The 26,030-nt window shown below is 72.7% G+C and carries 25 protein-coding genes and 2 pseudogenes; 17 read left to right on the top strand and 10 right to left on the bottom strand.

What is annotated here, in order from left to right; all coding sequences use genetic code 11:
- The first annotated feature begins 229 nt into the window (after positions 1-229).
- Both ABZY57_RS19470 and ABZY57_RS19465 read left to right on the top strand, forming a co-directional pair.
- Positions 230-1,060, top strand: a complete 831-nt coding sequence (locus tag ABZY57_RS19470; RefSeq protein ID WP_356513495.1) for a site-2 protease family protein — start codon at positions 230-232, stop codon at positions 1,058-1,060.
- 42 nt (positions 1,061-1,102) lie between these two features.
- A pseudogene (locus ABZY57_RS19465) lies at positions 1,103-1,657 on the top strand (site-2 protease family protein); the annotation flags it as partial.
- Between the two features lie 40 nt (positions 1,658-1,697).
- On the opposite strand, the gene ABZY57_RS19460 reads toward ABZY57_RS19465, so the two are convergent.
- Positions 1,698-1,892: a hypothetical protein gene (locus ABZY57_RS19460; RefSeq protein ID WP_356513493.1), complete on the bottom strand. Its 195-nt coding sequence runs from the start codon at positions 1,890-1,892 to the stop codon at positions 1,698-1,700.
- 173 nt (positions 1,893-2,065) lie between these two features.
- Here ABZY57_RS19460 and ABZY57_RS19455 point away from each other — a divergent pair, with 173 nt between their 5' ends.
- The gene (locus ABZY57_RS19455) at positions 2,066-4,141 is read left to right on the top strand and encodes a TerD family protein (protein ID WP_356513491.1); all 2,076 of its coding nucleotides are present in this window, start codon (positions 2,066-2,068) and stop codon (positions 4,139-4,141) included.
- A gap of 77 nt (positions 4,142-4,218) precedes the next feature.
- On the opposite strand, the gene npdG is transcribed toward ABZY57_RS19455, so the two are convergent.
- The gene (gene npdG / locus ABZY57_RS19450) at positions 4,219-4,932 is read right to left on the bottom strand and encodes an NADPH-dependent F420 reductase (protein WP_356513489.1); all 714 of its coding nucleotides are present in this window, start codon (positions 4,930-4,932) and stop codon (positions 4,219-4,221) included.
- 138 nt (positions 4,933-5,070) lie between these two features.
- On the opposite strand from npdG, the gene ABZY57_RS19445 reads away from it, so the two are divergent.
- Entirely contained in the window at positions 5,071-5,676 is a 606-nt protein-coding gene (locus tag ABZY57_RS19445) for a hypothetical protein (protein WP_356513487.1), read from the top strand.
- 34 nt (positions 5,677-5,710) lie between these two features.
- On the opposite strand, the gene ABZY57_RS19440 is transcribed toward ABZY57_RS19445, so the two are convergent.
- Complete coding sequence (locus ABZY57_RS19440; RefSeq protein WP_356513485.1) at positions 5,711-5,956, bottom strand: hypothetical protein; 246 nt, start codon at positions 5,954-5,956, stop codon at positions 5,711-5,713.
- 59 nt (positions 5,957-6,015) lie between these two features.
- On the opposite strand from ABZY57_RS19440, the gene map reads away from it, so the two are divergent.
- Positions 6,016-6,873 (top strand): type I methionyl aminopeptidase, encoded by an 858-nt coding sequence (gene map / locus ABZY57_RS19435; RefSeq protein WP_266909281.1) that lies wholly within the window; start codon positions 6,016-6,018, stop codon positions 6,871-6,873.
- Positions 6,874-7,029: 156 nt separating this feature from the next.
- On the top strand, positions 7,030-7,677 hold the full coding sequence (locus ABZY57_RS19430) for a biliverdin-producing heme oxygenase (RefSeq protein WP_356513483.1): 648 nt from the start codon (positions 7,030-7,032) through the stop codon (positions 7,675-7,677).
- A 97-nt stretch (positions 7,678-7,774) separates the two neighbouring features.
- On the opposite strand, the gene ABZY57_RS19425 is transcribed toward ABZY57_RS19430, so the two are convergent.
- On the bottom strand, positions 7,775-8,443 hold the full coding sequence (locus tag ABZY57_RS19425; protein ID WP_356513481.1) for a PhzF family phenazine biosynthesis protein: 669 nt from the start codon (positions 8,441-8,443) through the stop codon (positions 7,775-7,777).
- Positions 8,444-8,462: 19 nt separating this feature from the next.
- A complete protein-coding gene (locus tag ABZY57_RS19420) occupies positions 8,463-8,747 on the bottom strand; it encodes an HtaA domain-containing protein (protein ID WP_356513479.1) in 285 nt (94 codons plus the stop codon).
- Positions 8,748-9,351: 604 nt separating this feature from the next.
- On the opposite strand from ABZY57_RS19420, the pseudogene ABZY57_RS19415 reads away from it, so the two are divergent.
- The 5 genes and pseudogenes from ABZY57_RS19415 to efeU form a co-directional block, all read left to right on the top strand.
- A pseudogene (locus tag ABZY57_RS19415) lies at positions 9,352-10,170 on the top strand (iron ABC transporter permease); the annotation flags it as partial.
- Positions 10,167-11,072 (top strand): heme ABC transporter ATP-binding protein, encoded by a 906-nt coding sequence (locus ABZY57_RS19410; RefSeq protein ID WP_356513477.1) that lies wholly within the window; start codon positions 10,167-10,169, stop codon positions 11,070-11,072. The pseudogene ABZY57_RS19415 and the gene ABZY57_RS19410, both read left to right, overlap by 4 nt.
- Positions 11,073-11,270: 198 nt before the next feature.
- On the top strand, positions 11,271-12,410 hold the full coding sequence (gene efeO / locus ABZY57_RS19405) for an iron uptake system protein EfeO (RefSeq protein ID WP_356513475.1): 1,140 nt from the start codon (positions 11,271-11,273) through the stop codon (positions 12,408-12,410).
- 34 nt (positions 12,411-12,444) lie between these two features.
- Positions 12,445-13,746 carry an iron uptake transporter deferrochelatase/peroxidase subunit gene (gene efeB, locus ABZY57_RS19400; protein WP_356513473.1) on the top strand — a complete coding sequence of 434 codons (1,302 nt, stop codon included), beginning with the start codon at positions 12,445-12,447 and terminating at the stop codon, positions 13,744-13,746.
- A 17-nt stretch (positions 13,747-13,763) separates the two neighbouring features.
- Positions 13,764-14,618, top strand: a complete 855-nt coding sequence (gene efeU, locus ABZY57_RS19395) for an iron uptake transporter permease EfeU (protein WP_356513471.1) — start codon at positions 13,764-13,766, stop codon at positions 14,616-14,618.
- A gap of 1 nt (position 14,619) precedes the next feature.
- Here efeU and ABZY57_RS19390 read toward each other — a convergent pair whose 3' ends face one another.
- From ABZY57_RS19390 to ABZY57_RS19380, 3 genes are all read right to left on the bottom strand, one after another.
- On the bottom strand, positions 14,620-15,240 hold the full coding sequence (locus ABZY57_RS19390; RefSeq protein WP_356513469.1) for a GNAT family N-acetyltransferase: 621 nt from the start codon (positions 15,238-15,240) through the stop codon (positions 14,620-14,622).
- Entirely contained in the window at positions 15,240-16,100 is an 861-nt protein-coding gene (locus tag ABZY57_RS19385) for a PhzF family phenazine biosynthesis isomerase (RefSeq protein WP_356513467.1), read from the bottom strand. The genes ABZY57_RS19390 and ABZY57_RS19385 overlap by 1 nt, the downstream gene beginning before the upstream one ends.
- 73 nt (positions 16,101-16,173) lie before the next feature.
- The gene (locus ABZY57_RS19380) at positions 16,174-16,944 is read right to left on the bottom strand and encodes an SDR family oxidoreductase (RefSeq protein ID WP_356513465.1); all 771 of its coding nucleotides are present in this window, start codon (positions 16,942-16,944) and stop codon (positions 16,174-16,176) included.
- Positions 16,945-17,151: 207 nt separating this feature from the next.
- On the opposite strand from ABZY57_RS19380, the gene ABZY57_RS19375 reads away from it, so the two are divergent.
- The gene (locus ABZY57_RS19375; RefSeq protein ID WP_356513501.1) at positions 17,152-18,369 is read left to right on the top strand and encodes a Bcr/CflA family multidrug efflux MFS transporter; all 1,218 of its coding nucleotides are present in this window, start codon (positions 17,152-17,154) and stop codon (positions 18,367-18,369) included.
- A gap of 81 nt (positions 18,370-18,450) precedes the next feature.
- A complete protein-coding gene (locus tag ABZY57_RS19370; protein ID WP_356513463.1) occupies positions 18,451-19,455 on the top strand; it encodes a small ribosomal subunit Rsm22 family protein in 1,005 nt (334 codons plus the stop codon).
- 151 nt (positions 19,456-19,606) lie between these two features.
- Here the strand turns inward: ABZY57_RS19370 and ddaH are convergent, their stop codons facing one another.
- Positions 19,607-20,620, bottom strand: coding sequence for a dimethylargininase (ddaH, locus tag ABZY57_RS19365; protein WP_356513461.1), 1,014 nt, complete (start codon positions 20,618-20,620; stop codon positions 19,607-19,609).
- Between ddaH and ABZY57_RS19360 the strand changes: the two genes are divergently transcribed.
- The gene (locus ABZY57_RS19360) at positions 20,541-21,182 is read left to right on the top strand and encodes a TetR/AcrR family transcriptional regulator (RefSeq protein WP_356513459.1); all 642 of its coding nucleotides are present in this window, start codon (positions 20,541-20,543) and stop codon (positions 21,180-21,182) included. The two genes, ddaH and ABZY57_RS19360, sit on opposite strands and share 80 nt — an antisense overlap.
- A gap of 137 nt (positions 21,183-21,319) precedes the next feature.
- Positions 21,320-22,069, top strand: a complete 750-nt coding sequence (locus tag ABZY57_RS19355) for a bifunctional DNA primase/polymerase (protein ID WP_356513457.1) — start codon at positions 21,320-21,322, stop codon at positions 22,067-22,069.
- Between the two features lie 202 nt (positions 22,070-22,271).
- Here the strand turns inward: ABZY57_RS19355 and yaaA are convergent, their stop codons facing one another.
- Positions 22,272-23,081, bottom strand: coding sequence for a peroxide stress protein YaaA (gene yaaA, locus ABZY57_RS19350; protein ID WP_356513455.1), 810 nt, complete (start codon positions 23,079-23,081; stop codon positions 22,272-22,274).
- Between the two features lie 106 nt (positions 23,082-23,187).
- On the opposite strand from yaaA, the gene ABZY57_RS19345 reads away from it, so the two are divergent.
- Both ABZY57_RS19345 and ABZY57_RS19340 read left to right on the top strand, forming a co-directional pair.
- Complete coding sequence (locus tag ABZY57_RS19345; RefSeq protein WP_356513453.1) at positions 23,188-24,630, top strand: RNB domain-containing ribonuclease; 1,443 nt, start codon at positions 23,188-23,190, stop codon at positions 24,628-24,630.
- Between the two features lie 220 nt (positions 24,631-24,850).
- A complete protein-coding gene (locus ABZY57_RS19340; protein ID WP_356513451.1) occupies positions 24,851-25,753 on the top strand; it encodes a helix-turn-helix domain-containing protein in 903 nt (300 codons plus the stop codon).
- Positions 25,754-26,030 lie beyond the last annotated feature (277 nt).

The raw sequence follows: 26,030 nt of genomic DNA, 5'->3' as shown, positions 1-26,030 counted from the left end.
CGGGAGGGTCGCCGTCCCACACCTCGTCGATGAGCGAGGCCGCCGGCACCGCCCGCCCCGGCCGCAGCGCGAGCGCGGTCAGGAGCGCGCGCAGCCGCGCGCCGCCGACGGGTACGGTGCTCCCGTCGTCGCGGATGGCCTGGGTGGTGCCGAGCATCGTGTAACGCACCGGCCCATTGTCTCCGGCCCGGAGCTCCCCCGGGCGCCGCCTGCGGGATAGGTTCGCCGTATGGGTCTCCAGGGCAGTCGCAACCGTAGCCAGCACCGCACTCACGACCGCGGCGACCGGCAGATCAGTCCCGTGTTCCTCGGCATCTTCGCCATCATGGCGGTGACGGGGTGGGCCGTGTGGACGGGGTACTCGACGAGCACCGGGCTGGCCGTCTTCCTCTTCGTCACGGCGGCGTGGATCGTCTCCCTGTGCCTGCACGAGTACGCGCACGCCCGCACCGCCCTGCACAGCGGCGACCTGAGCGTCGGCGCGAAGGGCTACCTGACGCTGAACCCCCTGGCCTATAGCCACGCAGTGCTGAGCTTCGTCCTTCCCGTTCTCTTCATCATCATCGGGGGCATCGGCCTGCCGGGCGGTGCTGTATACATCGAGCGCGGCCGGATCCAGGGTCGCTGGAAGCACAGCTTGATTTCGGCGGCAGGCCCCCTGACCAACGTGGCATTCGCCGTCGTGTGCACAGCGCCTTTCTGGCTGGATGCCCTGGAGGGGGTTCCGGGGCCGTTCCGCCTCGCACTCGCGTTCCTGGCACTGCTCCAGGTCTCTGCGGCAATCCTGAACTTCCTGCCCGTCCCGGGCCTGGACGGCTACGGGGTCATCGAGCCCTGGCTGTCGCACGGCGTCCGCCGGCAGGTGGAACCGCTGGCGCCGTTCGGCCTGATCGCCATCTTCGCGCTGCTGTGGATCCCCGAGGTGAACGGGTTCTTCTTCGACGTGGTCTACGGCCTGCTGAGCTCCCTCGGCGTGACCGAGCCGGAGGCGTACTGCGGCCGCGAGCTGTACAGCTTCTGGCGCGACGAGTCGGGCTTCTGCCCGACCCCGCAAGACTGAGCGGGCATCAGCGCAGGTCAGACGGGGCTAACAGCCCGGTACCTAAGCCCCCTCAAGTACACGCACGCGCTGCTCAGCATCATCCTGCCGGTGCTCTTCGTGATCATGGGCGGCCTGGGTCTCCCTGGCGGCGCGGTGTACATCGAGCGCGACCGGATCGAGGGCCGCTGGCGGCACAGCCTCATCTCGGCGGCCGGCCCGTTGACGAACGTCGCCTTCGCGGCCGTCTGCACGGCCCCGTTCTGGCTGAACGCCCTGGACGGGGTCCCGATCCCGTTCCGCTTCGCGCTCGGCTTCCTGGCCCTGCTCCAGGTCTCGGCGGCGATCCTGAACTTCCTGCCGGTCCCGGGCCTGGACGGCTACGGCATCATCGAGCCCTGGCTCTCGCACCGGATCCGCCGCGAGGTGGCCCCGCTGGCGCCGTTCGGCCTGTTGGCCGTCTTCGCACTGCTGTGGATCCCGGAGATCAACGCGTTCTTCTTCGACGCGGTGTACAGCGTGCTGTCGGCGCTGGGCGTGAGCGAGCTGGAGGCGTACTGCGGCCGCGACCTCTACCAGTTCTGGCAGGACAGCAACGGCTTCTGCCAGGCGTCCTAGAGCCTGCCGCCCACCCGGCCAGGCCCGGCCCGGCCCTGCCTCAGCCCGCGCTGCGGGCTGCTGCCGCAGCCTTCTCGATCTTCGCCTTGCGCACGTAGAACCACGCCATGTTCGACGTGATGCCCGCCATCAGCACCCACACGATCCCGAGCAGGCTGCCCTCGACGAAGGAGACCACGGCGGCGGCCACGGCGAGGACGCAGAGAACGACGGCGAACACGGCAAGGCGGGGCATGGCGGTGGCTCCTCGAAGACACTGAAGCGATTCAAGCCCCTCCAGTGTCCCCCATGCCCCGGCGTGCTCCCGTCCGGTGGATTTCCGCCATCCCGTGATCTTTTCCTCCTCCCGCCGCTACGGTTTCGCCCGAGGCGCACCGTGCAAGGGTGCGGAACGACCGGGGGGAACACATGCAGGAGATCCCGAAGGGCGCGAACGTCAGCCTGACCGCCCTCAGCGAGGACGCCGGAGCGGTCGTCGTGAGCCTGAGCTGGACCAGCGCTTCGGGGGCGGGCGACGCCGACGTCTCGGTGCTGCTCCTGGACGAGAACGGCAAGGTCCGCGACGAGAACGACTTCTACTTCTACAACAATCCGGCGGCGGCCGACGGGAGCGTGCAGCTGCTGGGCAAGACGCCTACCGACAACGGCGACGAGGACCGCATCAGTGTGGACCTGACGGCGGTCCCGGAAGGCGTCGCCCGGATCGTGGTGGCGGCCAGCCGGTACGCCGGCGCGCGCTTCGGAGACCTCGACGACCTTCGGATGACGGTCGCCGACCGCTCCGGGGAACCGCTGGTCGGTTACTCCATCGACGACGCGGGCGTGGAGACGGCCTTCATCTTCGGCGAGCTGTACCGGCGGGGCGAGGAATGGAAGTTCCGCGCGGTCGGACAGGGGTACGAAACCGGCCTCGCGGGACTCGCCACGGACTTCGGCATCCCGGTGCTGGAAGAGTCCGAGGAAGCGGAGCAGGAAGGGCAAGAGGGTGACGGGGAACAGGAGGAAGCCGTTCCCGCACCGGCCGCAGAGGGCCTCGACCCGGCCGACGCGGCGGCAAGCACCCTGGCCACGGGGCCCGTCGCGGAGCCCGTCGTCGCTCCCGCACCCGCCGGTGGCACCACCCCCGCCGCGGTACCGGCGCAGACCCGCGGCCGCAGTCCCCGTACGACCAGGAAGAAGGTCACCCTGCCCAAGGTGGCCAAGAAGTCCCTCGCCGAGAACGAGTCCTGGAGCCAGGCCCGCCTCTTCCCCGTCCCCTCCCTCAAGAGCGACAGGGAGCGGGAGGTGCGCGCCACCTCGGTGCTGCTGTCGGTCATGGCGCAGGTGCCGGAGTTCGGCCGCCGCCTCACCGCCGGGTTCGGCGCGCCGGCCGGCCGGATGCAGACCTTCACCGAGGTCTCCCTCCCCCACGGGGACACCCCGCGGCGCCCGGACGGGGTGATCCGGGTGGAACGCGCGGGCAAGCTGTGGACGGCGCTCGTGGAGACGAAGACGAACGGAAACCCGCTGAAGGCGGAGCAGGTCCAGGCGTACATGGACATCGCCGCACGCCGCGGCTACGAGGCCGTGATCACCCTTTCCAACGACGTGGCCCTGGAGGGCCGCCCCATGGTCGAGGTGAAGGTGGACGGCCGGCGCAAGCACAAGGTCAGCCTCTGGCACCTGTCCTGGGCCGAGGTCGCCCATCAGGCACAGATGCTGATCCGGCACGAGGGCGTGGGCAACGCCGCACACGCCTGGCTCCTGCAGGAGCTCCTGACGTACCTGCGGCACGAGCAGTCCGGCTGCCACGGGTTCCAGAACATGGGCGCCGCCTGGGTTCCCGTACGCAAGGGCATCGAGGACGAGACCCTCGGCCACGGAGACGCCCGGACCGTGGAGGTCGTGGAAAGCTGGGAGCGGCTGATCCGGCAGGTCTGCCTGCGCCTCGGCGGGGAGCTCGGGCAGAAGGCGCTGCCGGTACAGCGGGCCCGGCGGGGCAGCGATCCGCAGGCCCGGAGGGTCACGGCGGCGGACCGGCTCTGTGCCGACGGGAAGCTCTCCGCGGAGCTGCGCGTCGACGGGTCCAGCAGTGTCATCACGGTGAGCGCAGACCTCAGGACCTCCAAGGTGCGGACGTCCGTCGAGGTGTCGGCCCCGGAGGGCGCGTACCCGCTGGTCACGGTGAAGCGGCTGCTGAAGCTGCTCGCCGAGGCTCCGGCGGACCTGCACGTGGAGAGCCTCGTCGAGGGGCCGGGGACGGCGGTGGGGAGCGGGCCGCGGGGCACGCTGGAGCGGCTGCGGCCCGAGCCGGGCGATCTGCTGCCCGCAGACGGCTCGGCCGTCGCGGGTTTCCGGCTGTCGCTGCTCAAGGGGATGGGCAGCACCCGGGGGAACACGGAATCCGGGTTCATCCGCAGTGTGGACGATGCCGTGGAGCGCTTCTACCACGGCGTGGTGGCGCACCTGGGCCCGGTCGAGGGGCGCGCCGGCCGGCGCGGCTGAGGGAGTGTCGGGGCCACCCGTTCCCGCCGGACCCGTGAGGGGCGGCCTGACGGGTGGGCCCCGGGGGACCGGGTGGGTCAGACGTCCGTGATGCGCAGGCCTGCGTGGGCCTTGTAGCGGCGGTTGGTGGAGATGAGGTTGGCCACCAGGGATTCGACCTGGTGGGCGTTGCGCAGGCGGCCCGCGAAGACGCCGCGCATGCCCGGGATGCGGGCGGCGAGGGCCTGGACGATGTCCGTGTCGGCGCGGACTTCGCCGAGGACCATGACGTCGGTGTCGATCTCGTCGACCGACTCGTCCTGGAGGAGCACCGCCGAGAGGTGGTGGAAGGCGGCCGTGACGCGGGAGTCCGGGAGGAGGGCGGCGGCCTGCTGGGCCGCGCTGCCCTCTTCGACCTGGAGGGCGTACGCGCCCTGCTTGTCGAAGCCGAGCGGGTTGACGCAGTCGACCACGAGCTTGCCGGCGAGGTCCTCGCGCAGCGATTCCAGGGTCTTGGCGTGGCCCTCCCACGGCACCGCGATGATCACGATGTCGCTGCGGCGCGCGCACTCGGCGTTGTCCGCGCCCTCCACCCCGAGGCCGAGCTCGTCGGCGGCGCTCTGCGCGCGGTCGGCGGCGCGGGAGCCGATGATCACCTTCTGGCCGGCGCGGGCGAGCCGGTAGGCGAGGCCCCGGCCCTGGTCGCCGGTGCCGCCGAGGACGCCTACGACGAGGCCGGAGACGTCCGGGAGGTCCCGGGGGTCCTTGGCGGGAGCCTTCGCGGGCTGCTGCGTGCTGTCTGTGGAGGTCATGGGGGCGAGGGTAGCCGCGAGATCGTCAGAGTCGAATGCGCGGACGGTGTGAGATGCCCGGGGAGGCGGGAGAGGGGGGTCGGGCGGGAGATGGGGGAACAGCTCCCCTTTGTCCCTTCCATGCGGCAGGATGCCGGTATGGACGCCGTGAGAGTCGCGCTGCTGCGCGAGGTGCTCGCCGGTACGCAGTGGCCCGGTGCCGCGCGCCGGTTCGCCGGGACGCTGCGGCGGTCGGTCGTGCCGGCCGGCGGGAACCTGCTCCTGGTCGGGACCGAGCAGTACGAGCCCTGGCACCTGGCGGCGCACCTGGTCGACGAGGCCGCCTGGTCGGGGCTGCCGGAGCTGGCGCCCACGCTCGTACGCCACCAGGTGCTGCCCGGCGACGCCCCGCACCTGTCGGTCGGGCTGAGCCGGCTGGAGACCGCCCGGCGGGGTCACACCCTGCTGGTGGTGGCTCCGCGGCGGCCCGGGGACGGGCTGCTGGAGCGGGTGCACGACGCCCGGCGCGCGGGGGCGACCGTCCTGTCCCTGGACGGCGGGGACCCGGATCTCGGGACGCTCGCGCACGAGGTGCTGTCCGTACCGGACGGGGCCGCCGAGCTGGACCTGGACACGGTGCAGCACCTGGTCAGCGCGGCGGCCGGGGAGAACAGCCTGCCGGTGCAGCGCGGGCCGAGGCGGTTCCGGGACCGGCTGGCGCGGCTGGCCGACCAGTTGGCCGCGCCGCCGCCCAGCCGCTGGTAGTCGCAGGAACCGCTGGTCGTAGCAGGAGCCGTGGCTACGGGGTGCCCGTGTCCGTGCCTTCCTCGGCCTCGCGCGTCTTGTCGTTCCATTTGGGGTCGTTCTGCCATTCGAGATTGCGCTCCTGCGCCGTCTCCATGGCGTGGTTCGCCTCTTCGGGTGTCGCGTAGGGCCCGAAACGGTCCTTCGCCGGGCACTCGGGGCCTTCCTCGACCTTCTTGTGGACCAGGCAGTAGTACCACTCGCCGGGTTTGCCCACCTGGCGCTTCTTGAACAGGGCCATCGTCAGGCTCCTCTCTCTGTCGCCATGCTGCCCCATACCCGCTCGATACACTCGCTCGTATGTCTGGCCAGTCGCTGCTCGTACCAGGCGAGCTCACTCCCGTCCGTTCCGTTCCCGGAAACATCCGCCGGCCCGAGTACGTGGGCAAGCCCGCGCCCACTCCGTACACCGGACCGGAGGTGCAGACGCCCGAGACCATCGAGGCCATGCGCATCGCCGGCCGGATCGCCGCCCAGGCGATGGAAGAGGCCGCCAAGCTGATCGCACCGGGGGTGACCACCGACGAGCTGGACCGGGTCGCCCACGAGTTCATGTGCGATCACGGCGCCTACCCCTCGACGCTGGGCTACCGCGGTTTCCCCAAGTCCCTGTGCTCCTCGCTCAACGAGGTCATCTGCCACGGGATCCCCGACTCGACCGTCCTGCGGGACGGCGACATCGTCAACCTCGACGTGACCGCGTACATCGGCGGGGTGCACGGCGACAACAACGCCACGTACCTGTGCGGGGACGTGGACGAGGAGTCGCGGCTGCTCGTGGAGCGCACCCGCGAGTCCCTGAACCGGGCCATCAAGGCCGTCAGGCCGGGCCGGCAGATCAACATCATCGGCCGGGTCATCGAGTCGTACGCGAAGCGCTTCGGCTACGGCGTCGTCCGTGACTTCACCGGGCACGGGATCAACTCGTCCTTCCACTCCGGCCTGATCGTCCCGCACTACGACAGCCCGCACGCCACCACCGTCATCGAGCCCGGGATGACCTTCACCATCGAGCCGATGCTGACCCTGGGCACCCACGAGTACGACATGTGGGAGGACGGCTGGACGGTGGTCACGAAGGACCGCAAGCGGACCGCGCAGTTCGAGCACACACTGGTGGTCACGGACACCGGGGCGGAGATCCTGACGCTGCCCTGACCCGGCCCCGATCCGAGGAAATCGGCTCGCGGAGGTTTTTACCGACAAGGCGTCGGGAACACATTGACTTAGGTAAGCCTAAGTAGGAGGATCGGGTGTGGCGGCGCGGTCGCCACGCCCGGCTCCCCTTTTCTTCCGAATTCTCGGAGGTCCGCCTTGGACGCCTTCTCCACCGTCATCCGTGTCGCCTCGCACGAGCAGCACACCGAGGCAGAGACCTCGACGTTCATGAGCGACCTGCTCGGCGGCCGGCTCGGGGTGGACGCGTACACGCGCTACACCGAACAGCTGTGGTTCGTGTACAAGGCTTTGGAGGACGCCGCCGAGGCCCTCAGGGACGACGCGGTGGCCGGCCCGTTCATCCAGCCCGAGCTGATGCGCCTTGCCGAGATCGAGCGGGACCTGGCCCACCTGCGGGGTCCCGATTGGCGCGAGACCCTGATCGCGCTGCCCGCCACCGAGGCCTACGCCGCCCGCGTGGCCGAGTGCGCCGCCTCCTGGCCGGGCGGGTACGTGGCCCACCACTACACCCGCTACCTGGGCGACCTCTCCGGCGGCCAGATCATCCGCGACAAGGCGGAGCGGACCTGGGGCTTCGAGCGCAGGGGCGACGGCGTCCGCTTCTACGTCTTCGCGGAGATCTCCAACCCGGCCGCCTTCAAGCGGACCTACCGCGAGCTGCTGGACGGCATCGCCGCGGACGACCTGGAGAAGCAGCGCATCATCGACGAGTGCAAGCGGGCCTTCGACTACAACGGCGCGGTCTTCCGCGAGTTGGGCGAGCAGTTCCCGCTGAGCGCGTGACGCCTGCGGCGGGCTGAACGGGGAAGGGGGGTGGGCCCGATGGGCCCGCCCCCCTTCCGGGTTTCGCCCCCTGGGGCTCGGTCCCGGACCCCGCGCCTCACACGCCGACGGGGCCGGAACGGGCGAAGCGGACCCGGCCGCCGATTTCCACCGTGCCGTCCGGGGCGGGGGCCGTGAGGATTTGGGAGCCCCGGCCCTGGGTGATGTTCAGGGCGCGGTTCAGCTCGGCCGTCAGCAGGATCGCCGCCGAGCCCGTGGCCTCGTCCTCGGTGATCGCCCCATCGGGCCGGCGCGGGAAACCGCGGGCCCGGATCCGGCCCGCGGCCTCGTCCTCCCACGCCCAGGCGTACAGCCAGCCCTCACCGGGTGGCGGGCTGGGCAGCGCATCCACCTCGGCGGCGTCGGCGTACTGCTCGGTGCGCTTGCCCTCGACCCACTCGGGGCGGGCGGTGATCCAGGTGAACTCCCCGTCGTCGCGCGCCCATACGGCTCCCGCCGGGGGCTGGAGCTCCTCGATGTCGAGCAGCCACGCGACCCCGACCAGCGGGTGCCCGGCGAAGGACATCCGGGTGCCGGGGGTGCGGATGTCGACGATCCCGCGCTCGGGATCGTCGACGAACACCGTCTCGCTGTAGCCGAGTTCGGCGGCCAGCGCCTGCCGGGAGGCATCGTCGGGGCAGGACCGGCCGTCACGGACGACGCCGAGCGTGTTGCCGTGGCTGCCGTCGCCCGCGCAGAAGACCCTGAGCACGTCCAGATCGTTCACGCGGGAATTGAAGCACGGGTCAGTTCTGGGCCGTAGGCCGCCTGCGGGCCACGTAGACCGCGCCCGCGCCCGCGGCGACGACGGAGCCGGTGGTGTCGTTGGCGAAGGCCGCGGAGCCCTCCGCCGTGAGGGCGGTGCGGACGGCGTTCAGGGTGAGCACGCCGTTCTTGGTCTTGTAGTCGGCCTTCGAGAGGTCGAGCGTGGCGAAGGGGATGTTCGCCTTGACCCCGGCGGCCGTCTTCACGTCCAGGACCAGGGTTCCCTTGCCGCCCACCGCGTTGATGCGGACGTTGGCGAAGGTCATGTCGATGCCGTGGGCCGCGTACTGGAAGCGCAGGCTGCCCGCGAAGTCGTGACGTGAGTGCGGTAGCTCTCCAGGACGCCCCAGTCGAGGGTGCCGCCGACGACCGGGATCGTCGCGGGGGCGGCCTGCGCCACGGAGGCGCCCTGCGCGTTGCCCGCCGCGGTGGCGGGCAGGACGAACGCGGTGGCGCCGATCGCCGCGGCGGTGGCGGTGGCTACGGCGGCTGCGAGGGCGAGCGGGTGGATGACATGGCGGGGTCTCCTGAAACGGGGGTTGAGGAGGCGGAAGGAGTGCGGTGCGGGACCTCCGGGGGCCTGCGAGGGCCTGCGAGGGCACGGCGAAGCCGAGACCTGGCGTTACGGGGCCTGCGGGGCTCGCGGGTGAGTGCGGTACGGGGCGGCGCCCTGCGGGGCGTGCGGGCCGGGTGGTTCGGGTGAGCCCGGCCCGCGAAGCGGGGGCGGTCGGGGCCCGACGGGTACGGGCCGTACGGGGCCCAGCGGTACGGGGCCCAGCGGTACGGGCCGTACGGGCGGTTCGGGTGCGGGGCGCGGGTCAGCCGCGCGGAGCGGCCCCGCCGGCCCCGTCGGCCCCGGAGGAATCCGGGGTGCTCGTCGGGGCGAGCCTCGGCTGCGCCGGGGCCCTGATGCAGGGGGTGTTCGGCAATCCCCTGGCCGAGCCCGGAGTCATCGGGATCTCGGCGGGCGCGGCCGTCGGAGCGGTCGCCGCGATCGGGCTGGGCCTGACCTTCCTCGGCAACTGGACCATCACCGCCTGCGCGTTCGTCGCGGGGCTGGTCACCGTCGGCGCCGTGTACCTGCTGTCCCGCAACGGCGGGAAGACCGAGGTCGTCACCCTCATCCTGACCGGTATCGCGGTCAACGCCTTCGCGGGCGCCCTGATCGGCCTGTTCATCTTCTTCGCGGACAGCGGCCAGGTGAACCAGATCACCTTCTGGCAGCTCGGCTCCCTCGCCCAGGCCACCTGGCCCAAGGTGCTCGCCGTCCTGCCCTGCGCGCTGGTCGGTCTGGCCGTCGCCCCCCTGTACGCGCGCAAGCTGGACCTGCTGGCCCTCGGCGAGCGGCCCGCCCGCCACCTGGGCGTCGAGGTGGAACGGCTGCGGCTCGCACTGATCCTGCTCGTCGCGCTGCTCACCGCGGCCGCCGTCGCCGTGGCCGGGATCATCAGCTTCGTCGGGCTGCTCGTGCCGCACCTGCTGCGCATGGCCAACGGTCCGGGCCACCGGTTCCTGGTCCCCGGCAGTGCGCTCGCCGGAGCCGTGGTGCTGGTCGCCGGGGACCTGGCCGCGCGGACCCTCGCCCAGCCCGCCGAACTGCCGCTCGGCGTCCTGACCGCCCTGCTCGGCAGCCCGTTCTTCTTCTGGCTGCTGCGCCGCACCCGCCGCAAGCAAGGAGGCTGGGCATGAGCGCCCGGTTCCGTTCCGGCCTCGCCGCACTGCGCGGGACCAAGCGCGCCGTCCCCGCCCGTGCGGCCCCCGGTGCGCCGCTCGCCGAGGTCACGGACCTGCGCGTACGGCTCGGCGGGCGCGAGGTGCTCGCCGGGATCGGGCTGACCGTGCGGGCCGGGGAGGTGCTGGCCCTGGTCGGGCCGAACGGCGCGGGCAAGTCCACCCTGCTGGCGGCCCTGTCCGCGGACCTTCCGGCGGCCTCCGGGGAGGTGCGGATCGACGGGCGTCCGGTGGCGGACTGGTCTGCCCCCGAGTTGGCCCTGCGCCGGGCGGTGCTCCCCCAATCGGCCGCGCCGGCCTTCCCCTTTCCGGTGCGGGACGTCGTGGGGATGGGGCGCGCCCCCTGGGCGGGCACCGAGCGGGCCGACTCCGACGAGGAGGCGGTGGCCGCCGCCATGGCCGCCCCCGAGGTGACGGGTTTCGCGGCCCGTCCGTTCTCGGCGCTCTCCGGCGGCGAGCGGGCCCGGGTCGCGCTGGCCCGCGTACTGGCCCAGCGGGCCCCGCTGCTGCTGCTCGACGAGCCGACGGCGGCCCTGGACCTGCGCCACCAGGAGCTGGTGCTGCGGATCTGCCGGGAGCGTGCGGCGGCCGGGGACGGGGTCGTGGTGGTCCTGCACGATCTGGGCCTGGCCGCGGCGTACGCGGACCGGGTGGCCGTCCTGCACGACGGCCGGATCGCGGCGGACGGCCCGCCGGCGGAGGTGTTCGAGGACGGGCTGCTGAGCCGGGTCTACCGCCAGCCGGTGGAAGTCCTCCCGCATCCGCGCACCGGGGCGCCGTTGGTCGTCCCCGTGCGGGACGCCGATCCGGGGAATCCCGGCGGTGGGCGTTCCGCCGTGCGGAACGCCCACCGGGCTTGACCTCGGCTTGACCCGGTCATGGGGGCGGCGTGGGGTGTCCGTGACAGCCCCGTGTCCGGCGTTCGAAGGTGTGGGCTGAATCACTGGACGCACGGGTAAGGGTGAGGTAAGCCTCGGTTAAGTTAGGTCCGCCTCACCGGCCGCCCCCACCCGATCGGGGCGGTCGTCTGCCGAACGCCAGACTGCCAGGAGCCCCCTATGCGCCCCGCCCGCCTCACCGTCGTCACCGCGGCAGCCGTCGCGGCCGCCCTCACCGCGGTCACCGGCTGCTCCGAGAAGAGCGACGCGTCAGGTGACGGCGTCGTCAAGGTGGCGGCCTCCGACTCGGCCTGCGACGTCTCCGCGAAGGAGTTCCCGGCGGGCAAGGTCACCATCGAGGTCGAGAACAAGGGCTCCAAGGTCACCGAGCTCTACGTCCTGTTCCCGGACGACCGCATCGTGACCGAGCGCGAGAACATCGGCCCCGGCACCAAGGCCACGATCACCGCCGAGCTCAAGGCGGGCGACTACGAGATCGCCTGCAAGCCCGGAATGAAGGGCGACGGCATCCGCCAGCAGGTCAAGGCCACGGGCGGGGGCGCGGCTCTCAAGCGCAGCCCCGAGGCCGACGCGGCGGTCGCCGCGTACCGCAAGTACGTGCAGCAGCAGGCCGACGAGACCATCCCCAAGGCGCAGGTCTTCGCGGACGCGGTCAAGGCCGGCAACGTCGAGGCCGCGAAGAAGGCGTACGCCCTCTCGCGCATCGGATGGGAGCGCACCGAGCCGGTCGCCGAGTCCTTCGGTGACATCGACCCGAAGGTCGACGTCCGCGAGGACGGCCTGGAGCCGAACCAGGAGTGGACCGGCTGGCACAAGCTGGAGAAGTCCCTCTTCGCCGACAACAAGATCGACGACGCGGACAAGAAGCTCGCCGACACCCTGATGGCCGACCTGGCCGTGTGGCAGAAGAAGGTCGGCCAGGCGGAGATCACCCCCACCTCGATGGCGAACGGCGCCAAGGAGCTCCTCGACGAGGTCGCCACCGGCAAGGTGACGGGCGAGGAAGAGCGCTACAGCCACACCGACCTGGTCGACTTCAAGGCCAACGTCGAGGGCGCGGAGAAGGCCTACGAGCTGCTCAAGCCGGTCACCTCGAAGACCGACCCGGCGCTCACCACCGAGCTGGACAAGCAGTTCGCCGCGCTGAACAACCTGCTGGAGAAGTACCGCCCGAACAAGGCCGCGTACGAGTTCACCTCCTACGACAAGGTCGGCGAGCCCGAGCGCAAGGAGCTCTCCGACGGCGTCAACGCGCTGGCCGAGCCGCTCTCGAAGCTGGCCGCCGCGGTCGCGAAGTAACTCCGGAACAGCAGAGCAGGCGGGAGATCCTCACATGAGCGAGTCGGTGTCCGAGCAGGAGTCCGCACCGGGCGGTGCGCACGACGGCGTTTCGGAGCAGGCGGGCGCGGGCGCGCCCTCGCGCCGGACCGTCCTGGGCTGGGGCGGCGCGGGCCTCGCGCTCGGCGCGGCGGCGGCCGGCGGTACGGCCGTCGCCCTGAACTCGGGCCCCGACATGGTCTCGGCGGCCGCGGCCGGTGCGGCCGTGCCGTTCCACGGCGAGCACCAGGCCGGTATCGCCAGCGCCGTCCAGGACCGCCTGCACTTCGCGGCCTTCGACGTGAAGACGAAGGACCGCGGCGAGCTCATCCAGCTCCTGAAGGACTGGACCGAGGCGGCCCGCCTGATGACGGCCGGTCAGCCGGTCGGCGAGGGCGGCTACGGCGGTCTCCCGGAGGCCCCGCCGGACGACACGGGCGAGGCGCTGGGCCTCAAGGCCTCCCGCCTCACCCTGACGATCGGTTTCGGGCCGGGCCTGTTCGCCAAGGACCGCTTCGGCCTGGAGGGCAAGCGCCCCGAGGCCCTGATCGACCTGGAACTCTTCCCCGGCGACAACCTCGACCCGGCCCGCTCGGGCGGCGACCTGTGCGTCCAGGCCTGCGCCGACGACCCGCAGGTCGCGGTGCACGCCATCCGCCAGCTCGCCCGCATCGGCTTCGGCAAGACGGCGGTGCGCTGGTCGCAGCTGGGCTTCGGCAAGACCTCCTCGACCACGCCCGACGAGCAGACCCCGCGCAACATGATGGGCTTCAAGGACGGCACCCGGAACATCTCGGGCACCGACAAGGCCGCCCTGGACAAGCACGTGTGGGTCGGCGCCGGCGACGGCAGCGACTGGCTGACCGGTGGCTCGTACCTCGTGGCGCGCCGGATCCGGATGAACATCGAGACGTGGGACCGCACGCCGTTGGGCGAGCAGGAGGACATCTTCGGCCGCGACAAGGGCGAGGGTGCCCCCGTGGGCAAGTCCAAGGAGCGCGACGAGCCGTTCCTGAAGGCGATGAAGCCCGAGGCGCACGTCCGCCTCGCGCACCCGGACACCAACAACGGTGCGACGATCCTGCGCCGCGGCTACTCCTTCACGGACGGCACGGACGGGCTGGGCCGGCTCGACGCGGGCCTGTTCTTCCTCGCCTACCAGCGCGACGTGCGCACGGGCTTCGTGCCGATCCAGCGCAGCCTGGCGAAGGCTGATGTCCTCAACGAATACATCCAGCACGTGGGTTCGGCCGTCTTCGCCGTCCCGCCGGGCGTCCGTGACAAGGACGACTGGTGGGGCCGGACGCTGTTCGCGTAGGGACGGGGAGAACCGAAGTGTTCAGCAACTATCTGATCGGACTGCGCGAGGGGCTGGAAGCCAGCCTCGTCGTCTGCATCCTCATCGCGTACCTGGTGAAGACCGGGAACAAGGACAGGCTGGGGCCGCTGTGGCTGGGCGTCGGCCTGGCCGCCGCCGTGTCCCTGGCCTTCGGCGCGGGCCTCGAATTCGGCACGCAGGAACTGACCTTCAAGGCGCAGGAGGCCATCGGCGGCACCCTGTCGATCGTCGCGGTCGGCCTGGTCACCTGGATGGTCTTCTGGATGAAGCGCACCGCGCGGCACCTGAAGGCCGAGCTCCAGGGCAAGCTCGACGCGGCGCTCGCGATGGGCACCGGCGCCCTGGTGGCGACGGCGTTCCTGGCCGTGGGCCGGGAGGGCCTGGAGACCTCGCTGTTCGTGTGGCGTTCGGTGCACGCGGCCGGTGACGGCGCGGGCCCGCTGATCGGCGTGCTGCTCGGGATCGGGTCGTCGATCGTCCTGGGCTGGCTGTTCTACCGGGGCGCGCTGAAGATCGACCTGTCGAAGTTCTTCACGTGGACCGGCGGCATGCTGGTCGTGGTCGCCGCGGGCGTGCTCGCGTACGGCGTCCACGACCTCCAGGAGGCCGACTTCGTGCCGGGGCTGAACGTCAAGGCCTTCGACATCAGCTCGACGATCCCGCCGGACAGCTGGTACGGGACCCTGCTGAAGGGCACCTTCAACTTCCAGCCGGACCCGACCGTGCTCCAGGTCGTCGTGTGGGCCCTGTACCTGGTCCCGGTGCTCGCCCTGTTCCTGGCCCCGTCTCTGGTCAAGCGCGGCAGGCCGGAGCGGAAGCCGGAGCCGAGGCCGGAGCCGAGCAACTCCTGACTCACCACAGCCTGTCGACCGTCCCCGGGTAGAGGGGGACGCGGATGCCGGTGAAGGCCGCGCGGACCTGGTCCGCGCGGCCTTCGTCGTCGTCGGCGGTGTCTTCACCGGAGGGGCGGGTGTCCGGGCCGAAGAACGCCCCGATCACCGTCTTGTCGAGCCCGGGGGCGTCCGTCGCGAGCGGCTCCGCGGGGGTGCCGCCGACCAGGACCGTGCCGGGGAGCACCTCGAAGCCGGCGGCCTCGTAGAACGGCACCAGCTCCCGGTCGCAGCTGAACAGCGCCAGGTCCACCGCCGGATCGCGGGCGAGCACGGCGCGGGCCGCCGCCACCAGCCGGGAGCCGTGCCCGCGGCCGCGTACGTCGGCCCGTGTGACCACGCCGCTCAGCCCGGCCGCGCGGTACGTACGCCCGTCCGCGAGCCGGACCGGCTTGTGCAGCAGCGCCAGGCAGGCGGCGACCCGCCCGTCGGCGTCCCGCAGCAGGACCGCGCGCGGGGCGAGCTCCGGGTCGTGCCCGGGGGACGACCCGGGCCACGCCTGCGCCTCCAGGGCCGCCACCTGCTCGGCGAGCCCGGCGGGCAGTTCCTCGTGGACCTCGACGGAGGTCGCCCCGGCGTCCATTACGGGATCCGGGTCCCCGCGCCGCCGACCCGGACCCGGGGGTCGCCGGAGCGCAGCTCGACGGTGAGCACGCCCGGGCGGCCCATGTCGGCGCCCTGGTGGAGGGTGAGGACGGCGTCGGCCGGAACCAGGCCGAGCTCGCGGGCGTACGCGCCGAAGGCGGCCGCTGCCGCGCCGGTCGCCGGGTCCTCGACGACGCCGCCGACGGGGAAGGGGTCGCGCACGTGGAACTCCGCCGGGCCCGCCCGGTACACGAGCTGCGCGGTGACCAGGTCGAGGCGCCGCATGAGCGCCTCCAGCCGGGCGAAGTCGTAATGAAGGTCCGCGAGCCGGGCCCGGGTGGCGGCGCCGAGCACCAGGTGGCGGGCGCCGGCGTAGGCGATCCGCGGCGGGAACCGCGGGTCCAGGTCGGCGGCCGGCCAGTCCAGCGCGGCCAGGGCCTCGGCGAGGTCGGCGGGGTCCACGGCCTCGGTGTGCGGTTCGACGCTGGTCAGGGTGGCGCGCAGACCGCCGCCCTCCCGGGTCACCGAGACCGGAACGGTGCCGGCCCGGGTCGCGAACAGCAGTTCGCCGGGGCCGATCCGCTCGCCGAGTGCGACGGCGGTGGCCACGGTGGCGTGCCCGCAGAACGGGACCTCCACCTTCGGGCTGAAGTAGCGCACGGAGAAGGCCCTCCCCGGCTCGCCGCCGAAACCCTCGGGCGGGGCGGTGAGGAAGGCCGTCTCGCTGTAGCCCGCCTCGGCGGCGATCGCCAGCATGGCCGCGTCGTCCAGACCGCTCGCGTCGAGCACGACCCCGGCCGGGTTTCCGCCCTCGGGGTCGTCTGAGAAGGCGGTGTAGCGCAGCACTTCGATAGTCATGATCGCCACAACCCCGGTCTCAGGCCGGGCATTCCCCCGGCCGGACGGCACCGGCCGCGCCCGGCGTACGGGGTCAGCCGCGCCCGATGTACGGCATCGCGGTCGCCATCACCGTCGCGAACTGCACGTTGGCCCCCAGCGGGAGTTCCGCCATGTGCAGCACCGTGCGCGCCACGTCGGCCGCGTCCATGACGGGCTCCACCGCGAGCTGTCCGTTGGCCTGCATGATCCCGGTCTGCATCCGCTCGGTCATCTCGGTGGCCGCGTTGCCGATGTCGATCTGCCCGCACGCGATCCCGTACGGGCGTCCGTCCAGCGACAGGGACTTCGTCAGGCCTGTCATGGCGTGCTTGGTCGCGGTGTACGCGATCGAGTTCGGCCGGGGCACGTGCGCGGAGATGGAGCCGTTGTTGATGATGCGGCCGCCCTGCGGGTCCTGGGCCTTCATCACCCGGAAGGCCGCCTGGGCGCAGAGGAAGGAGCCGGTGAGGTTGACGTCGACCACCGAGCGCCAGGCCTCGTAGGAGATGTCCTCCAGCGGGACGCCCGCCGGGCCGAAGGTTCCCGCGTTGTTGAAGAGCAGGTCGAGCCTCCCGTAGCGCTCGCGCACGGTCTCGAACAGCGCCGTCACGTCCTCCGGATCGCTCACGTCGGCCCGTACGCACAGCACGTCGGCGTCCGGGTGGGCGGCCCGGGCGGCCTCGGCGGCCTCCTCCAGCGGGCCGGTCCTGCGGCCGGCCACGGCCACCGCCCATCCCGCGGCGGCAAGGGTGAGGGCCACGGCGCGGCCGATTCCGGATCCGGCTCCGGTCACTACGGCGATCTGCTTCACACGTGCGTTCATGGGGCCGCAGGTTACGTCACATGGGCCGCCCGTCCCGGAACGTTCCGATTGCTGAGAGCATGGGTCGGCAGGGGTGCTGAGAAATGACGATAAGACTGGAGTGTCCGTATGCCGGAGAGAGGCCCCGCGGCAGCGCCCTCGAAGACAGCACCTTCGAACGACGAGTCGCCCTCGAACCCCTCCCCTTCCCCCACCGTCACCGCACCCCTGACGGCCGCCCGCCGGACGGGACTGCTCGTCACGTTCATCCTCGGCGGGCTCAGCGCGCTCCCCCCGCTGTCCATGGACATGTACCTGCCGGCGCTGCCGACGGTGACCACCGCCCTGAACAGCCCGGCCGCGACCGTCCAGCTCACCCTCACCGCCTGCCTCGCCGGCATGGCCCTGGGGCAGCTGGTGATCGGCCCGATGAGCGACAGATGGGGCCGCCGTCGGCCCCTGCTCACCGGCATGGTCGTCTACGTCCTCGCCACCGCCATCTGCGCCTTCGCCCCGACCGTCGAGCTGCTCATCGCCTTCCGGTTGCTCCAGGGCCTGGCCGGCGCGGCCGCGATCGTGATCGCGCGGGCCGTCGTGCGCGATCTGTACGACGGGGTCGAGATGGCCCGGTTCTTCTCCACCCTGATGCTCATATCCGGTGTGGCGCCGATCATCGCCCCGCTCATCGGCGGCCAGGTCATGCGCTTCGCCGACTGGCGCGGGGTCTTCGTCGTCCTCACCGTCGTAGGGGCCCTGCTGACCCTCCTGGTCTGGCGGAAGCTCGGCGAGACGCTGCCGCCCGAGCGGCGCCAGACCGGCGGCGTCGGCGCCGCGCTGCGGACCATGCGCGGGCTGCTCGCCGACCGGGTCTTCGCCGGCTACACGCTGGCCGGCGGGTTCGCCTTCGCGACGCTGTTCGCGTACATCTCCGCCTCGCCGTTCGTCGTGCAGGAGATCTACGGCGCTTCGGCGCAGACCTTCAGCCTGCTGTTCGGCGTCAACTCCCTCGGTCTGATCGCGGCGGGTCAGGTCAACGGCAAGCTGCTGGTCGGCCGGGTCAGTCTGGACAAGGTGCTGGGGTACGGGCTCGCCGTCAGCACGGCGGCCTCGGTCGCCCTGCTCCTGATGACCTCGGGGGTCTTCGGCGAGGTCGGGCTCTTCCCGGTCTGCGCCGCGCTGTTCGTCCTGATGTCCGCGATGGGCCTGACGCTGCCGAACACCAACGCGCTGGCCCTGGTGCGCGCCCCGCACGCGGCCGGCTCGGCCTCCGCCCTGCTCGGCACCTCCGCCTTCCTGGTCGGAGCCGTGGCCTCCCCCCTGGTCGGCATCGCGGGCGAGGACACGGCGGTACCGATGGCCGTGGTCCAGGTGACCTGCGCCCTCCTGGCGGTCCTCTGCTTCGCCGTCCTGTGCCGTCCCTGGCGCACCGTCCCCGCGACGGGCTGACCGTCCCGGCCGGGCCCGGCCCCTGACCGTCCGGGGCCGGGCCCGGCCTTCGCGGCCGGCCCGGCCCCGTAAACTTGGCGGGTGAACGACTCCGCCACCACCACCGCCGAAACCCTGCGCAGCGCCCTCACCGGCCTGCTCGAAGGCCTCCCGCAGAAGCAGGCCACGGCCTCCGTGGAGCGGCTGATCGCCAACTACCGGGGCCGGATCCCGACCGACACCCCCGTCCTGCGCAACCGCTCCGACGTGGCCGCGTACGCGGCGTACCGGATGCCCGCCACCTTCGAGGCCGTACGGTCCGCCCTGGACGGGCTCGCCCAGGCGGCCCCGGGCTGGTCCCCGGCCTCGCACGTGGACGTGGGCGGCGGCACCGGTTCGGCGCTCTGGGCGGCGGACGCCACCTGGGGCGGGCCCCGCGAGACGGCGGTACTGGACTGGGCGGACCCGGCTCTGCTCCTCGGCAAGGAGCTGGCCGCGGCCTCCTCCTCCCCCATGCTGCGGGCCGCCGAGTGGCGCCGGACCGTCATCGGGGCGGGGCTCACGCTCCCCGGGGCGGACCTGGTGACGGTCTCGTACGTCCTGGGCGAACTGACCCCGGAGGCACGCCGCGAGGTGGTCGCCGAGGCGGCGCGCGCCGGTCAGGCCGTCGTGCTGGTCGAGCCGGGCACGCCGGAGGGGTACCTGCGCATCCGCGAGGCCCGCGACCAGCTGATCGAGGCCGGGCTGCAGGTCGCGGCCCCGTGCCCGCACGACGGGACCTGCCCGATCGAGGTCGGCAAGGACTGGTGCCACTTCTCGGCCCGGGTCAGCCGGTCCTCCCTGCACCGGCAGATCAAGGGCGGCTCCCTCCCCTACGAGGACGAGAAGTTCAGCTACGTGGCCGCCACCCGCTTCCCGGTGGAGCCGGCCGCCTCCCGGATCACGCGCAGGCCCCAGATCCGCAAGGGGCTGGTCCTGCTGGAGCTGTGCGGACCCGAGACCGAGGGGCAGACCCGGGTCAACGTGACCAAGCGCCACGGAGACCTGTACAAGGCCGCGCGGGACGCCGACTGGGGCCAGGAGTGGCCGCCCCCGCAAGACGCCTGAGGCCGCAAGGGCCTGGGCCGGCACGGGCCTGGGCCGACACGGGCCCGGGCCGGCACGGGCCCGGGCCGACACGGGCCCGGGCCGACACGGGCCCGGGCCGACACGGGCCCGGGCCGCAAGGAGGCCCAGGCCCGTCGGAGCCCGCTGCCGGCTAGGGCCTCAGCTCCTGCGTGCAGCACTTCACGCTGCCGCCGCCCTTGAGGAGCTCCCCCAGGTCCATCGGGATCGGCTCGAACCCCCGTTCCCGCAGGGGTGCGAGGAGTCCGGTCGCCTCCTGCGGGAGCAGCACGTGCCGGCCGTCCGAGACCGCGTTGAGCCCGAGCGCGGCCGCGTCCTGGGCGTCGGCGATCAGCGCGTCGGGGAAGAGCCGGCGCAGGACCGCCCGGCTGCCCGCGGAGAAGGCGTCCGGGTAGTACATGACCTCGTCGCCGTCGAGCACGGACAGGGCCGTGTCCAGGTGGTAGTAGCGCGGGTCGACCAGGTCGAGGCCGATGACCGGGCGGCCGAAGAACTCCTGGGCCTCGTCGTGCGAGAGCGGGCTGGAGCGGAAGCCCCGGCCGGCCAGGATGTAGGTGGCGGTGACCGCGAAATCACCCTCGCCCTCGTTGACGTGGGACGGCTCGTGCACGTCCTGGAAGCCGTGGCCACGGAACCAGTCGAGGTGGATCTCCGCCTCGGCGGCCCGTTCGGGGTAGGCGAACCGCGCGCCCAGCACCCGGCCGTCGACGACGAGGGCGCCGTTCGCCGCGAAGACCATGTCGGGCAGTGCGCGGTCGGGGACGAGGGTCTCGACGGTGTGGCCGAGGGACAGGTAGCGGTCGCGGAGGTCCTCCCACTGGGCCAGGGCCAGGGGCAGGTCCACCGGTTTCGTGGGGTCCATCCACGGGTTGATGGAGTACGTGACCTTGAAGTGCGCGGGTGGGCACATCAGGTAGCGCCGGGGTGTGGCGTCTCTGCGCAATGCAGGCTCCTCACGGTGATGAGAAGAGAATCGTCTCTCCTCGACGGGGACCGCGCAGTGAACTGATCGGGTGGTTTCCCGAACGGCTGAAAGGCGAGCGGTTCGGGGTTGATAAATTGCCGAAATGAGCTCCAGTCCCCTCCCTGCCCCCGGTCCCCGATCCCCGGACGCCACCCGCCGCAGCGACCGCTCGCGGCGGGCCATCCTGGACGCGGCGCTCGACCTGGTCGGGGAGGTCGGCTACAACAAGCTGACCATCGAGGCCATCGCCGCCCGCGCCGGAGTCGGCAAGCAGACCATCTACCGCTGGTGGCCGTCGAAGGCCGCGGTCCTGCTGGACGCCTCGGTCGCGCTCGCCGGGGACGCCCGGTCCGAGGGGGCGTGGACCGGCTTCCCCGACACCGGGGACCTGGCCGCCGACCTGAAGTACGTACTGCGGGCGACCGTGGACGAGTTCGCCGACGAGCGGTACGCGGCCCCCGCTCGCGCCCTGACGGCGGCCGGCGCCACCGACCCCGAACTCGGGGCGCGTTTCACCGAGGAGCTGCTGGAGCCCCAGCTCGCGCTGTACGAGGAGCGGTTGCGATCGGCCCGCGAGGCCGGGCAGCTCCCGCCGGACACCGACCTGCGGCTGACCGTGGAGATGCTGCTCGGACCTCTGACCTACCGCTGGCTGCTGCGCACGGCGCCGCTCACGCACGCCTACGCGGATGCGCTGGTGGACGCGGTGCTGGGCGGGGCCGGGGTGGCGTGGGATAAGTCATGACCCCCTGATGGCCGAGAACATATGGCCGATTTCTATGCTTATGCGGTGGTCCTGGTCGGGGGGTGCGGTCACCCGGCGCCCAGGATGGTGGGAACATGTGAGGGTCTGCCGGGGCAACGGTGTAGGTGAGGGGATAGATGGGGTCTGAGTCGGGCCGCGTCAAACGCGGCGAGCAGAGCAGGATTTCCCAGTGGCTTCGCCGGGGGCCGAAACCCGACGCCGCGGACCCCGCACGAGAACGCGAGACCCTGCTGCTGGCCGTCGCCGCGGCGGGTCTGCCGATCTCGCCCGCCGCACATCCCGCCGGCTACCGGTGTTCGTGCGACCGGATCGGCTGTCCGACGCCCGCACGGCACCCCATCTCCTTCGCCTGGCAGACGCAGTCCACGACGGACCGCGCACAGGTCGAACGCTGGGCCCGCAACCAGCCCGCGGCCAACTTCATCACCGCGACGGGCATGGTCCACGACGTTCTGGACGTCCCCCTGGAGGCCGGCCACAGCGCGCTGGAACGCCTGCTGGCCGCCGGCATCGAGGTCGGCCCGGTCGCCGAATCGGGCGGTACGGGCGACCAGGCCCGGATGCTCTTCTTCACCGCGACCCGGGGCACGCCCGAGGACGAGGACGAGTGGTGGCCCTGCGAACTGGACTGCCACCCCGAGACGATGGACGAGCACCCCGGGCTGCGCTGGCACTGCCGCGGCAGCTACGTACTGGTGCCGCCGGCCGCACTGCCGGGGGGCCTCTCGGTGACCTGGCTGCGCGGCATGGAACACCCGCTCGTCGATCCGCTGACCCTGCTGGAAACCCTCACCGACGCGTGCGCCACCTACGCCGGCGCCTCGGACCACGCCCCCGCCACGGTCGCCTGGCCCCTGGGCCGCTGACCGGCCGGCCATTTCAGCCCGCCGGCGTTCGAGGCGCGGGGGTCCGGGGCCGGCCCCCGGCAGCGGCGCCGCACCTTGCCGGGCCGCTGCGCGGGGCTGGTTCCCCTACCCGCCCTCCGCCCGTTCCCCGGGCTGCGCCCGGACCCCTTCCGGGGCTCCGCCCCAGACCCCGGCCGTCGAACGCCGGACGGCTGAATGCAGGTCAGTGGATCTGGGTGACGACCACGTCGAGGGACCATGGCTTGACGGCCCTGCCCGACGTCGCGGGGGCTTCGGCCTCCACCGTGAAGCCCAGGTCCCGCAGGGCCGTCACCAGCTCCGGCGGGGACGCGGGGACCGCGCCCGCCGACAGGAGGTCGCGGACCAGGCGGCCCTTGGTGGCCTTGTTGAAGTGGCTCACCACCGACCGCTTCTCCACCCCGTCGACGATCTGGGAGTGCAGCACGCGGACCGTGGCCGTGCGCCCCGCCACCTCCCCCTTGGGCTTCCACGCGGAGGCGTACGCCGAGGACCGCAGGTCCAGGACCAGGCCCTCCCCCGCAGCCTCCGGCATCACCGAGGCCATCGGTTCGCGCCAGAAGGCGCCGAGCGCCCCCAGCCCCGGCAGCTTCACGCCCATCGAGCAGCGGTAGGAGGGGATGCGGTCCGCGACCCCGACCGCTCCCCACAGGCCCGAGAAGACCAGCAGGGACTCCTCGGCCAGGGACGCCGCCGCGGGCGCGAGGGTCGACAGGCCCAACGCGTCGTACAGGACGCCCGTGTAGATCTCCCCGGCCGGACGGGCGACCGCCGTCAGCAGCTCCGCGTTCTTGGCGACCTCACCGCGCAGGCCCTCGCTCAGGCCGAGCACCTCGCGGGCCTTCAGCTCGTCGCCCACGCACAGCTCGACCAGCTCCTCCAGCACCGCGGCGCGGGCCGCGGCCAGCCCCGGCAGCGAGAGCGTCCGCGGCTTCAGCGGTGCGCCGGAGCCGCCGGCGGCCTTTCCTTCGGACGGCGGCAGCAGCACGAGCACGGTGGTTCTCCGATCGACAGGCACGGCACAGCGGCGGGGGTGCGGCCCCCGACCAGGGTAGACGGCTCGCCGTGCCGCCCGGGCCCACCGGCCATAGGCTCGGCTCATGCCACGCCGTCATATGATCATGACCGGCGCAGACGGGGCTGCCCTGCGGGCCGCGCTGCGTGAACTGCGGACGAAGCTGGAGGTGCCGGAGGACTTCCCGGCGCCCGTACTCGCCGAGGCCGAGCGGGCGGTACGGAGCCCCCTCCTGCCGGACTTCGACGCCACCGGCATCCCCTTCTTCACGATCGATCCGCCCTCCTCGCGCGATCTGGACCAGGCCATGCACCTGGCGAAGCGCGCCTCCGGCGGTTACCGCGTCCACTACGCCATCGCCGACGTCGCCGCCTACGTCACCCCCGGCGGCGCCCTCGACACCGAGGCCCACCGCCGGGTCACCACCCTCTACTTCCCCGACGCGAAGGTCCCCCTGCACCCGGCCGTGCTCTCGGAGGGCGCCGCCAGCCTGCTCCCCGACCAGACCTGCCCGGCCCTGCTGTGGCGGCTCGACCTGGACGCCGAGGGGCGGGTGGGGAGCACCGATGTCCGCCGGGCACTCGTGCGCAGCCGGGCCAAACTCGACTACGACGGCGTCCAGAAGGCCATCGACGCGGGCACCGCCGAGGAGCCGCTGGCCCTGCTGAAGGACATCGGACGGCTGCGCGAGGCCCTGGAGACGGAGCGCGGGGGGATCTCGCTCAACGTGCCCGAGCAGGAGATCGTCGAGCACGGGGGCTCGTACAGCCTGGCCTACCGGGCTCCGCTCCCCGCCGACGGCTGGAACGCGCAGATCTCCCTGATGACCGGCATGGCCGCCGCCGAGCTGATGCTCGCCGCCGGGACCGGGATCCTGCGGACCCTGCCGACCGCCCCCGACGGAGCGGTCGGGCGGCTGCGCCGGGCGGCGAAGGCCCTGCGGATCGAGTGGCCGCACCACGTCCCGTACGCGGAGCTCGTGCGCGGGCTCGATCCGCACCGGCCCGCCCACGCCGCCTTCCTCCAGGAGTGCACGGCCCTGCTGCGCGGCGCCGGCTACACGGTCTTCACCGGCGGCGAGACCCCGGACCCGGTGCTGCACGCCGCGGTCGCGGCCCCGTACGCCCACTGCACCGCGCCGCTGCGTCGGCTCGTCGACCGGTACACGGGCGAGCTGTGCGTGGCGGCCGTGGCGGGAGCCGAACCCCCCGGGTGGGCGCTGGACGCGCTCGACGTCCTGCCGAAGGAGATGTCGGACGGGACCCGGCTGGCGAACTCGGCGGAGCGGGAGTCCGTGGACCTGGTGGAGGCGGCGCTGCTCAAGGACCGCGTCGGGGAAACCTTCGAGGCGACGGTCATCGACGTCAGGGACCGGGAGCCGCTGGTCGGCACGGTCCACCTGGAGGAGCCGGCGGTGATCGGCCGCGTGGAGTCCACCTCGGCGGGGCTGCCGCTGGGCGATCGCATCAGGGTCCGGCTGACGGAGGCGGACCCGGGGCGCGCGAAGGTGCTCTTCGTACCCGCGTAGGAGAGCCGGCCGGGACGGGCTTCAGCGGCGGACGCCCCGCCCGGGGTGCCGGGTGCACGGATCCCGGCACCGCTTCCCGGCATCGCAGTCCGGCCTGCCGGCAGGGCTCAGGGGCCCGATCCGCTGCCGGACCTCTCTGGCCATCGCCCGCCGTGACCTGGCATCATCGGCCGACCGCGCGGCACCACCGGCCGCGCAACAGCGGGGGGAGGGCCTGTACATGGGCTCGGTCGAGGCCTTCGGCGTACGCGCGATGCCCGCCGCCCCGGGCAGCCGATCGGCGCGGCGCCGCCCGCCGGCCGCCGCACTGCGGACGCTCATCATCAACTACACGGGGTTCCACACCGAGTTCACCGCACCGCGGCGCCGCCTGGAGCTGCCCACCGGCGTCGTGACGCTGGTCTTCAGCTTCTCCGAGGGCCTGTGGGTCTCCCGTACGGAGAACCTCTCCGCGACCCAGCTGCGGCCCGCCGCCCGGGCCATGATCAGCGGTCCGCGGACGGTGCCGGCGATCGGGGTGCACGCGGGGGTCGTGCACGGGCTGGAAGTGAACATGACCCCGCAGGGCTGCTACCGGCTGTTCGGCATCCCGATGTGGCACTTCGAGGACGCCCACGTGGATCTGGTGGACGTGCTCGGAGCGCGGGGCCGCCACCTCACCGAACGGCTCCAGGCACTTCCCTCCTGGGCGGAGCGCTTCGCCCTGCTCGACGAGCTGTTCTGCGCCCGGCTCGACCGTGGCCCCTCCCCCGCGCCCGAGGTCGACGGAGCCCTCGCCGGACTGTGGGCGAACTCCCGCTCCCTGACCCGGGTGAGCGCCGCGACGGGATGGAGCGCCCGTACCGTACGGGCCCGGTTCCGCGAGCAGGTGGGCCTGTCGCCCAAGGCCATGGCCCGGGTGTTCCGGCTGCAGCACGCGCTGCGGATGCTGGCGGCGGGAACGGCGGCGGCGCAGGTGGCGGCGGCGTGCGGCTACCACGACCAGGCACACCTGAGCCGTGAGGTGAAGGCCATGACGGGGCTGCCTCCGTCCCGGTTCGTCCTGCTGCGGGGCGGACTGGCGCCGGGTTCGGTGCTGGACCGGATGGCGGGCCGGGTCAGCAGCGTGATGCTGTCCGGCTAGTCCGCACGGCAGCGTGACACCCGCCGCGCTCGATCCTGCCGGAGCACCGCCCTGCCGGATCGCGGCCCTGCCGGATCGCGGCTCTGACGCCGCACCGGATCGCGGCCCGGGGCGCGCCTCGGATCGCGCCCCGGGCCGCTGCCGGACCGCTTCGTCCGGCGGCGGCTCCCCCGTCGGATTCCGCCGGACCCCGCAGACGGGCGTCGGCTCCCGTCTGCGAGCGGTTCACCCACCCCGGGCTGAGGACCCCCGTACCTCAGCCCACGGGCGGGTGCGC

The sequence above is a fragment of the Streptomyces sp. NPDC006450 genome, assembly GCF_040612195.1.
In the GTDB taxonomy this organism is placed as follows: Bacteria; Actinomycetota; Actinomycetes; order Streptomycetales; family Streptomycetaceae; genus Streptomyces.
Note: the sequence above shows the minus strand (reverse complement) of the source record. Positions and strands in the feature narration are given on the sequence as shown.